This window comes from Streptomyces sp. NPDC049627 (assembly GCF_044465645.1).
Lineage (GTDB): Bacteria > Actinomycetota > Actinomycetes > Streptomycetales > Streptomycetaceae > Streptomyces.
On record NZ_JBITLW010000009.1, the window covers coordinates 125,612 to 135,076 of the forward strand.

11 protein-coding genes are annotated in these 9,465 nt (G+C 71.9%); 5 read left to right on the forward strand and 6 right to left on the reverse strand.

What is annotated here, in order from left to right:
- Positions 1 to 29 precede the first annotated feature (29 nt).
- Both ACIBU0_RS24845 and ACIBU0_RS24850 read right to left on the reverse strand, forming a co-directional pair.
- On the reverse strand, positions 30 to 1,940 hold the full coding sequence (locus ACIBU0_RS24845) for a rhamnogalacturonan lyase (protein ID WP_398821922.1): 1,911 nt from the start codon (positions 1,938 to 1,940) through the stop codon (positions 30 to 32).
- Between the two features lie 40 nt (positions 1,941 to 1,980).
- Complete coding sequence (locus tag ACIBU0_RS24850; RefSeq protein ID WP_398821924.1) at positions 1,981 to 2,931, reverse strand: helix-turn-helix transcriptional regulator; 951 nt, start codon at positions 2,929 to 2,931, stop codon at positions 1,981 to 1,983.
- Positions 2,932 to 2,970: 39 nt separating this feature from the next.
- On the opposite strand from ACIBU0_RS24850, the gene ACIBU0_RS24855 reads away from it, so the two are divergent.
- Positions 2,971 to 3,450: a hypothetical protein gene (locus ACIBU0_RS24855; protein WP_398821926.1), complete on the forward strand. Its 480-nt coding sequence runs from the start codon at positions 2,971 to 2,973 to the stop codon at positions 3,448 to 3,450.
- Positions 3,447 to 3,923: a hypothetical protein gene (locus ACIBU0_RS24860; protein WP_398821928.1), complete on the forward strand. Its 477-nt coding sequence runs from the start codon at positions 3,447 to 3,449 to the stop codon at positions 3,921 to 3,923. Before ACIBU0_RS24855 ends, ACIBU0_RS24860 begins: the two co-directional genes overlap by 4 nt.
- Here ACIBU0_RS24860 and ACIBU0_RS24865 read toward each other — a convergent pair.
- The 3 genes from ACIBU0_RS24865 to ACIBU0_RS24875 all read right to left on the reverse strand — a co-directional run bounded on the left by ACIBU0_RS24865 (position 3,892) and on the right by ACIBU0_RS24875 (position 6,109).
- Positions 3,892 to 4,635 carry a class I SAM-dependent methyltransferase gene (locus tag ACIBU0_RS24865; RefSeq protein WP_398821930.1) on the reverse strand — a complete coding sequence of 248 codons (744 nt, stop codon included), beginning with the start codon at positions 4,633 to 4,635 and terminating at the stop codon, positions 3,892 to 3,894. The genes ACIBU0_RS24860 and ACIBU0_RS24865 overlap by 32 nt on opposite strands.
- Positions 4,636 to 4,640: 5 nt before the next feature.
- Positions 4,641 to 4,943 (reverse strand): 4a-hydroxytetrahydrobiopterin dehydratase, encoded by a 303-nt coding sequence (locus ACIBU0_RS24870; RefSeq protein WP_398821932.1) that lies wholly within the window; start codon positions 4,941 to 4,943, stop codon positions 4,641 to 4,643.
- A gap of 89 nt (positions 4,944 to 5,032) precedes the next feature.
- The gene (locus ACIBU0_RS24875) at positions 5,033 to 6,109 is read right to left on the reverse strand and encodes an ADP-ribosylglycohydrolase family protein (protein ID WP_398821933.1); all 1,077 of its coding nucleotides are present in this window, start codon (positions 6,107 to 6,109) and stop codon (positions 5,033 to 5,035) included.
- A gap of 30 nt (positions 6,110 to 6,139) precedes the next feature.
- On the opposite strand from ACIBU0_RS24875, the gene ACIBU0_RS24880 reads away from it, so the two are divergent.
- The gene (locus ACIBU0_RS24880) at positions 6,140 to 6,970 is read left to right on the forward strand and encodes a helix-turn-helix domain-containing protein (protein ID WP_398821934.1); all 831 of its coding nucleotides are present in this window, start codon (positions 6,140 to 6,142) and stop codon (positions 6,968 to 6,970) included.
- Here the strand turns inward: ACIBU0_RS24880 and ACIBU0_RS24885 are convergent.
- Positions 6,952 to 7,377: a hypothetical protein gene (locus ACIBU0_RS24885; RefSeq protein ID WP_398821936.1), complete on the reverse strand. Its 426-nt coding sequence runs from the start codon at positions 7,375 to 7,377 to the stop codon at positions 6,952 to 6,954. The genes ACIBU0_RS24880 and ACIBU0_RS24885 overlap by 19 nt on opposite strands.
- Positions 7,378 to 7,670: 293 nt before the next feature.
- On the opposite strand from ACIBU0_RS24885, the gene ACIBU0_RS24890 reads away from it, so the two are divergent.
- Positions 7,671 to 8,534, forward strand: a complete 864-nt coding sequence (locus ACIBU0_RS24890; RefSeq protein WP_398821938.1) for a helix-turn-helix domain-containing protein — start codon at positions 7,671 to 7,673, stop codon at positions 8,532 to 8,534.
- A gap of 73 nt (positions 8,535 to 8,607) precedes the next feature.
- Positions 8,608 to 9,423 carry an SAM-dependent methyltransferase gene (locus ACIBU0_RS24895; protein WP_398821939.1) on the forward strand — a complete coding sequence of 272 codons (816 nt, stop codon included), beginning with the start codon at positions 8,608 to 8,610 and terminating at the stop codon, positions 9,421 to 9,423.
- Positions 9,424 to 9,465: the final 42 nt, after the last annotated feature.

A 9,465-nucleotide genomic window follows, 5' to 3' on the forward strand; every position in this document is an offset into this window, starting at 1 on the left:
GCCGGGCCGGACGAGGTGGTCGCCGATGCTCAGGGCGTGTACACGGTCGGGCGGGGCGCCGTCGCCATGCCGTCGCCGATGAAGAAGCTCGGGTGGGGCGGCTGGTTGTAGGCGGTGTTCTGCCATGCGAGGCCCGTGCGGTACATCGTGTCGTGCAGCAGGGTCGTGATCCTGGTGTTCGTCTCGTACGGCGTGGAGTAGATCCGCAGTGCCGTGTTGTTCGACGTCGGCCAGATGACCTCCTCGCGCCAGTCGCCGAGGATGTCGCCGGACAGGGACGGCGTCGCCTTGGTGCCGTTGTTGGAGTGGACCGACGCGCCGGTCAGCAGCCGGGTGTCGGAGGACGTGCCGTACTTGTCGATGTGGGTGCCGTCCAGGAGTTCACGGACGGGGTCGCCGTCCCACCAGGACAGGAAGTTGACGGAGGACGGCTCGCGGCCCTTGGTGGCGCCGGCCTCGTCGCGGATGGAGGAGTCGGACGCCGACCAGACCTCGGCGCCGTCGTTGCCCGCCCAGATGTCGCCGGCGACACCGCGGCCGTTGTCGCAGCAGGCGGCGAGCTTCCAGTTCACCGTGCCGTCGGCCGGGTTGATGTACAGCTCGGCAGGCTGTGACGTGGACTCGGAGACCTTGAAGTACTCCAGGCCCGCGTGCGAGGGGTCCAGGTCACCCAGGTGCTGGGCGTCGCCGTGGCCGGTCTTCGTCGTCCACAGGCCGGAGCCGTTGTCGTCGACGGCCATCGCGCCGTAGACGATCTCGTCCTTGCCGTCGCTGTCGACGTCGCCGACGGACAGGCTGTGCGAGCCCTGACCGTCGTACCCCTTGCCGGAGTTGGTGGAGGAGTTGGTGTCGAAGGTCCAGCGGCGGGTGAAGGCGCCGCCTCGCCAGTCCCAGGCGGCGACGACCGTACGGGTGTAGTAGCCGCGGGCCATGATCAGGGACGGGCGGGAGCCGTCCAGGTACGCGGTGCCCGCGAGGAACCGGTCGACGCGGTTGCCGTAGGAGTCGCCCCAGGACGAGACCGTGCCCCGGGCGGGGACGTAGTCGACCGTCCCCATCGCCTTGCCGGTCTGCCCGTTGAACATGGTCAGGTACTCGGGGCCGGACAGGATGTACCCGCTCGAATTGCGGTAGTCGGCGGACGAACTGCCGATCACCGCGCCCGTCCCGTCGACGGTGCCGTCGGCGGTCTTCATGGCGACCTCGGCCTTGCCGTCGCCGTCGTAGTCGTACACCTGGAACTGCGTGTAGTGCGCGCCGGAGCGGATGTTGCGGCCCAGGTCGATGCGCCACAGCCGGGTGCCGTCGAGTTTGATGCCGTCGATGACCGTGTTGCCGGTGTGGCCGGACTGGGAGTTGTCCTTGGCGTTGGTGGGATACCACTTCAGGACGATGTCGAGGGCGCCGTCGCCGTCGAGGTCGCCGACGGAGGCGTCGTTGGCCTCGTAGGTGTACGCCACGCCGTCCGGGGTCGTGCCGCCGGCCGGCGGGCTGATCGGGACGTCCTTGTAGCCGGGGCGGAACTGGACGGCGTGCACGGAATCGCCCTGTTCGACGCCGTTCACGATCGCGCGGACGGTGTAGTCGGCCTGTTCGGGGGCGCCGGAGTGGAAGTAGTTCGTGGTGCCCGTGATCGGGGTCGGGTTGACCTTCGTGCCGGCCCGGTAGACGTTGAAGGAGACGTCGTTCGGGTCGGTGCCGAGCCACCTCCAGCCGACCAGGTTGCCGGCGGCCGTGTGGACGCTGACCACGCCCCGGTCGAGCTTCTCGACCTGGCGGGCGGTGGCGGCCATGGGGGCCCCTCCCGCGCGAGTGAGTTCGAGCGTGGGGGAAGTTCCGGCGCCGTTCATGGTGGTGATGCCGGCGGCGACCAGGGCGGTGACGGCGACGGTCGCGGCGAGGGCGGCCCGGCGTCTGCGGTGCTTGCGCGGGTGCTGCACGTGACGTACCTCCTCGGGAGGACGGACGGGTTCCGCTCCCTCAGTGGCCGCCGTGTGTCGCCGCGTTGCCGTATCTTTCGGCCAGTTCGGCCACCGTGCGGGCGATCCTCTCGCGCAGTTCCGGCGGTTCGAGCACCTCGATGCCGCTGCCCAGGCGCAGGAACTCGGCGTGGGCATGGTCGACGGACTCGATGGGGACGGTGGCCCGGGTCCAGCCGTCCTGCTCCGTGCGGTGCCCGGTCGTCCGGTCGAGGGTCACGCCGGGCGCCAGCCGGACCACCGCCTCGGCGGGCCGGAGCCGGTCGTGAAAGTCGCGCTGGTACGCCGCCCAGTAGGCGGCCAGGTCGAAGCCGTCGGGACGGGTGAACTCCTCGTCGGTGACGGCGAGTCGGAGGATCTGGTCCACGCGGAACGTACGGGGCCCGGGGCCCGCGATCACGTACCAGCGGCCCGCCTTGAGGACCAGTCCGTACGGCTCCAGGCGGCGCTCCACGTCGGTGGGCTCACGCCAGCGGCGGTACAGGATGTGCAGCACACGGCTGTTCCAGACGGCGTCGGCCACCGCGGTGAGGTACGGCGTCTCGTCGGCCTCGGCGTACCAGCCGGGGGCGTCCAGGTGGAAGCGGCCGCCGACCCGGTCGGCATGGGCGCGCAGTTCCGGGGGCAGGGCGGCGCGGACCTTGAGCTGGGCGGCGGCGAGCACCGAGCCGAGGCCGAGCTCGGCGGCCGGTCCCGGGACCCCCGCAAGGAACAGGGCCTCGGCCTCGTCGGCGGTCAGTCCGGTGAGGCGGGTGCGGTAGCCGTCCAGCAGGCGGTAGCCCCCGGCGTGACCGGCGTCGCCGTACAGCGGGACCCCGGCCGCGCTCAGCGCCTCCACGTCCCGGTAGACGGTGCGGACGGACACCTCCAGCTCCTCGGCGAGCTGGGCGGCGGTCATCCGGCCGCGGGTCTGGAGGAGGAGCAGGATCGACACCAGTCGGCTGGACTTCACTGACACATGGTGTCAGTGAAGCGGGCCTAGCGTCCTGCCATGAGCTTCACCGAGAAACTGCTGACCGTGCCGCCGCCGATCGAGGTGGCCGGGCGCTGGATCAAGCGCTACCACGTCACCGCCGACCCGGCGGGCATCGCGCCCGAGGTGGAGAAGGCGGCGTACGCGATCCTGCCGGACCTGCTGCCGGAGCCGGACGGCACGCCCCCGGCGACCTTCGTCGTACTGCACCGGGGCGGTGACGACGGCGCCTACCTCAACGCCTACAGCTGGGTGTGGGACAACGTCCTGCACTTCAAGGGCGCCTCGGCGGGCCAGCCGGTGCTGGGCTGCCCGGACGACGACCCCACGCACTTCATCACCCCCGACCTGCCGTGGATCGGCTGTGTCTGGGAACTCCCGCCGATCCTGCACGAACGGGACGCCTGGGTACGGCACCTGCTCACACCCCAAGTCCCCGATCTCGACGCCTACTTGGCCGATTCCCTGCCCGAAGGAACCACTGGAGACCGCACATGAGCAGCCCGCACGACTTCGACTTCTTCCATGGCGACTGGGAGGTCCTCCACCGCCGCCGCACCGACTTCCTCGACCCCGACAGCGACTGGGAGGAATTCCCGGCGACCAACCGCTGCTGGCCGCTGTTCGACGGGGCCGCGAACATCGACGAGATCGACATTCCCCGCCTGTCGGCGAAGGGGGCGACCCTGCGGCTCTTCGACCGGGAGACCGAGCAGTGGTCGCTGAACTGGGCCTCCAGCATCAGCGGGACGCTGTTCCCCCCGGTCGTCGGCCGGTTCGAGGGCGGACGCGGGGAGTTCTACGGCGACGACACGCACGACGGCAAGGACGTGCGCGTGCGGTTCGTCTGGTCGGGTGTGTCCGCGACGTCGGCCCGCTGGGAGCAGGCGTTCTCCGTCGACGAGGGACAGACCTGGCTGACCAACTGGACCATGGACTTCACCCGGGCTTCCGGAACGCCCGCAGGGTGAACACCGGGTCGGGGCGGGGTCGGTCCTGGTCCGGGAGTTGCGCCAGGCGGGCGGCGAAGGCGTCGGCGAGCGCGCCGCCGGGCGGCAGGGTGACGAACCAGCCGCGGCGCAGGTCGGCGATGGTGCGGCGGGGGCTGCGGCCCTGGCCGCGGCCCGTGAAGCGGGCCTGGTCGGCCGGGACGAGGCCGTGGTCCAGGGCGTACGACTCGACGAGCGTCGCCTCGTCCCGGGCCGGGCGGCGCGGGCGGGAGGCCAGGACGGCATCGATGTCACTGCCCACGTTGTGCGCGGCGGCCTTGTCGACGGTGGTGACGTAGACCCCGCCGGGCCGCAGCACGCGAGCGCACTCGGCGACGGTGGTGCGCACGTCGGCGTCCGTCCGGGCCAGGTGCAGCAGCCACACGCTGCTGACGGCGTCGAACCGGCCGCCTGAAAACGGCAGCCGGCGGCTGTCGGCGCGCACGACGGCGCCGGGCAACCGGGCGGCGGCCTGACGGGCCATGGCGGGGGCGAGGTCGACGCCGGTCACGCACAGGCCGTCCCGTCCGGCGGCGAGCCGCCGTGTCACGATGCCGGTGCCGCAGGCGACGTCGAGCAGGCGGCGCGTCCCGTCCGGCAGGAGCGCCAGCACCGCCTCCGCCGCGGCCTCGGCCCTGGGCTCCCCGCCGCGGGAGGCGTCGTACCGCTCCGCTTCCTTGTCGTAGTCCAGCACACGCGTCAGTGTGCCCCGTGGCCCGGGGCGAGCTCCTCGATTTTCTGCGCGAGGGCGAAGTCGCGCTCGGTCACACCGCCGACGGTGTGGGTGTTCACCGTGAGGGACACCGTGTTGTAGCCGAGGGTGAGGTCGGAGTGGTGATCGAGCTCCTCCTGGACCTGGGCGATGTGCACGACCATCGCCGTGGCCGCGAAGTGCGAGGGGAGCCGGTAGGAGCGGGCGATGCGGTCGCCGTCCAGCGACCAGCCCGGCAGCTCCGCGAGCCGGTCCTCGATCTCCTTCTGCGACAGCGGTTCGAGGGGCATGGGCCTCGGTCCTTCCTGCAGTGGGGGGTTCGTCTTCAGCCTGCCACAGGCTGGGCGTCGCGGCCCTGATCAGACGGGTTCCCCGCGGGTCAGCGGCGCACGCTTTCGGCCGCCAGGTCGTCGGCGAGCGCGGCGATCTGCGGCCGTCCCTCGACCCGCTCCACCCAGTCGTGCGGGAGACCGTGGTCGCCGTACCGGGCGCCGAGGAGGTTGCCGCAGACGGAGCCGGTGGAGTCGCTGTCACCGGAGTGGTTGACCGCGAGCAGCAGCGCGTCCCGCACCGAGGGCGCCACGAGCGCGCAGTAGACGCCGATGGCGAGGGCCTGCTCGGCGACCCAGCCTTCGCCCAGGGACTCGACCTTTTCGGCGCTGGGTGAGCCCTGCTCGGCCAGGTCGAGGGCCTCGGTGAGCGCGGCCGAGGTCTCCTCGTGACCGGGGTGGCGCCGCAGCAGTCGTAGGGTGCGCAGGACCGCCCCTTCCAGGGACTCACCCTCGACGACGTGCGCCACGATCGCGGCCAGCGCGCCCGCCGCGTAGTAGCCGGTCGGGTGACCGTGGGTGATCTGGGCGGCCCGGGCGGCCATGGCGAACGCGGCGTCGGCGGGGTTCACCAGGCCGAAGGGCGCCGAGCGCATCACCGCGCCGCAGCCCTTGGAGTCGGGGTTGACCTCACCGGGCCTGCCGTCGAGGGCGAGGCTCGGGTCGGGGGCGTACATCTGGGCGATGCCGGACACGCAGGCGTTGCCGGGGGCGCGGCGGGCGTAGAGCCAGGCCTGGGTGATCAAGCCGCCCTCGGGGGCGCCGCTCTGCGGGGGCGCGGCATGCTCCGGGCCGGGGTGACGCTGGGTCTCCAGCCAGCGCTCGTACGCCCAGCGCACCAGCAGGGCCCACCCGCCTCCGATGCCCTTGAGCCGCTCGCGCCGGTGGGCCTGGATGAGAGCCTCGGCGGTGAAGAGGGTCATCTGCGTGTCGTCGCTGACCCGGGCCACCTCGCTGTCGCCGACGAAGAGCAGTCCGGTCACCCCGCGCTCACCGTGCGCGGCGCGGATCCGCTCCAGCGAGCTGAACTCGACCGGGTACCCGAGGGCCCCGCCCAGGAGACAGCCACGCACCCGGGCGCGGTACACGGCCTCGCCCGCCAGGGACGACGTCCACGGGTCGTTCATTGCACGCGCTCCTCGACTACGGTCGTACACATGACCATTGTCCCGTCGGAGCACACCGCGCCCGCCACCACCCCCAACGACCAGGGCGTAGGTCCCCTTCTGCGGGCCTGGCGGGAGCAACGGCGGGTCAGCCAGCTGGAGTTGGCGCTGCGGGCCGATTCCTCGGCGCGGCACATCAGCTTCATCGAGACGGGACGTTCACGGCCGAGCGAGGAGATGGTGCTGCGGCTGGCCGAGCATTTGGACGTGCCGGTGCGCGAGCGCAACGCGCTGCTGCTGGCGGCCGGTTACGCCCCGCGCTACCCGGAGACCCCGCTGGACGATCCGGCGCTGGACGCGCTGCGCGCGGGCATGGAGCGGCTGATCCAGGGCTACGAGCCCTACCCGGCCCTCGTCGTGGACGCGATGTACACCGTCCACGCCGCCAACCGGGGCATCCTGATGCTGCTCGACGGCATCCCCGGGCACCTCCTCGAGCCGCCGCTGAACGCGATGCGCCTGACCCTGCACCCCGAGGGTCTCGCGCCGCGCATCCGCAACCTGCGGGAGTGGCGCGGGCATCTGCTCGCCCAGATGGACCGGCAGATCGCGCTGCGCCGCTCGGAGCCGCTGCGCCGGCTGTACGAGGAGGTGGCGGCGTACCCGGTGCCGGAGGAGACGACGCCCGCCGAACCGGCCGAGGACGTCCCCCACTTCGCGCTGCCGTTGCAGATCGAGCACGAGGGCCGCGTCCTGTCCTTCATCTCCTCCATCTCCACCTTCAACACCCCGATGGACGTGACCGTCGCCGAGCTGGCCATCGAGACACTCCTCCCGGCCGACCCCGCGACGGTCAAGTACCTTCAGTCACTGCTGCCCTGACGTGCCCTCAGGGCCGCCCACTGCAACCCGGCGAAACCGGCCACGGTGAGCGCCTGGAGCACGGTCCACACCGCGCCCGCCGCCGTCGGCGACAGCCACACCGCGAGGGCGACGACACTCAGCGCGGCCCAGGCGAGGTTGGCCTCGATCACGGCACGCACCGGGAACGCGGCGGGGCGGGCGCGGGACGCGAGCAGGCCGACGCCGGCCGCGTACACCGCAAGGAACACCCCGAGCCCGAGCAGCAGCGCCGGGCCGACACCGAGCAGACGCCCCAGCGGGCCGGAGGCGGCGAGGTAGGCGAGCCCGTTCACCCCGGTCACCACCGCGTCCAGGGCCAGAAAGCGGCGCAGCACGGTCTGCGGGTCGGTGGTCCGGGCAAGCGCGGCGAGCGAGGTGGCGGACATGGTGAATCACCCTCCGTCGAGGTCGAGTTGCGGTGCGGCGGGACCCGGGCCCGGAACGGAGTGCGCCGCCCGGACCCGGTACTTCAACGGTCTCTTGGTCTGGCGGTCCCGTCGATTACTCCGGAGGTAATACACGTCCCCAGGGGCGCGGGGCTGTATCGATGTGCGGCTCCGCCGCGTGGGCGCGACCAGCCACAACGGACCCGCAGACCGCATACAACAGTGGCCACCCCATCGGCACCCTGAACATGACACACTGCCCCCGTACTTTCGGCGCGTAGGGGAGGCCTGGCGTGAGTGAGCGGCGGCCGGCCCCCACCGTGGGCCAGGTGGTGCTCGGAAAGCGTCTGCAGGAGCTGCGGGAGACAGCGGGCCTGGGCCGCGACGAGGCCGCCCGCGTGCTGCGGGTGGCGTCGGCGACCGTACGGCGGATGGAGACGGCCGAGGTCGCGCTGAAGATCCCGTACGTACAGGTGCTGCTGGAGACGTACGGCCTGTCCGAGGACGACGCGGCCGCGTTCGTCGCCTTGGCCGAGGAGGCCAATCAGCCGGGCTGGTGGCAGCGGTTCCACGACGTGCTGCCGGACTGGTTCAGCCTGTACGTGAGCCTGGAGGGCGCCGCCCGCATCATCCGTTCCTACGAGCCGCACTTCGTGCCCGGGCTGCTGCAGACCGAGGAGTACGCGCGTGCCGTGATGGAGGCCGGGACGATCGGGCAGACGGGGCCGGAGACCATCGAGCGGCATGTGTCGCTGCGCATGGAACGGCAGCGGCTGCTGGAGCGTCCGGACCCGCCGCACCTGTGGGTGATCATGGACGAGACGGTGCTGCGGCGTCCGGTGAGCATCCGCGGCGAGGTCATGCGCGACCAGGTGGACAAGCTTCTGGAGTTCGCCGAGCGCGACCGGGTCACCTTGCAGATCGCCGAGTTCGCGTCGGGCCCGCACCCGGGGACGTACGCGCCGTTCGCGCTGTTCCGTTTCGCCGAGCCCGAGCTGCCCGACATGGTCTACACGGAGTACCTGACCGGCGCCCTGTACCTGGACTCCCGCAAGGAGGTCGCCACGCACCTGGAGGTCCTGGACCACATGTCGACGGCCGCCGCGTCGGCCGAGCGCACGAAGAGGATTCTGCGGGAGCACCGCGACGACGTCTGAACCGCGAAGACCGCTGAGCCGCGCGGACCGCTGTGTGGCGTACGGCGACCGAGCCCCGAGGAGAACACACCGCATGACCGGATCCGAAGCCGCGCCGACCCGCGTCGACACCAGCCGGCCGCACCCGGCCCGCGTCTACGACTGGTGGCTGGGCGGCAAGGACAACTACCCGGTGGACGAGGAGCTGGCCCGGAAGATCCTCGCCGTGGACGGCACGGTCCTGCGCGGTGCGCGCGCCAACCGCCGGTTCATGCACCGGGCCGTGCGGACGGCCGCCGAGGCCGGGATACGCCAGTTCCTGGACATCGGCACGGGCATCCCCACCGAACCCAACCTGCACCAGGTGGCGCAGGGCGTCGCCCCGGAGGCCAGGGTCGTGTACGCGGACAACGACCCGATCGTGCTGCGCCACGCTCAGGCTCTGCTGCACGGCACCGCCGAGGGCAGCACCGACTATGTGCACGCCGACGTCCGGGACATCGACGCCCTGCTGGGCCGGGCCGGCGAGACCCTGGACTTCGGCGCTCCGGTCGCGCTGTCCCTGGTCGCGCTCACCCACTACCTGGGTGACGACCCCGACGGCGACGACGTGTACGGCCTGCTGCAGAAGTACGTCGCCGCGCTCGCCCCGGGCAGCCACCTGATCCTGTCCCAGGTCACCCCGGACCTGAGCCCGGAGGCCATCGAGAAGGCGGCGAACCAGTTCCGGCGCAGCGGCACGCCCTTCTTCCCCCGGTCGCTGGCCGGGTTCTCCCGCTTCTTCGACGGCCTTGAGCTGCTCGGACCGGGTGTCATCCCGGTCTACGGCTGGCGTCCGGAGCCGGAGGACGTGGCGGCCCAGGCGGAGGGCATCGTGCCGGTGTACGCGGGGGTCGCCCGCAAGCCCTGACCCGTACGGGGCCGTGCGGGGACCCGTACGGGTGCCGTGAAG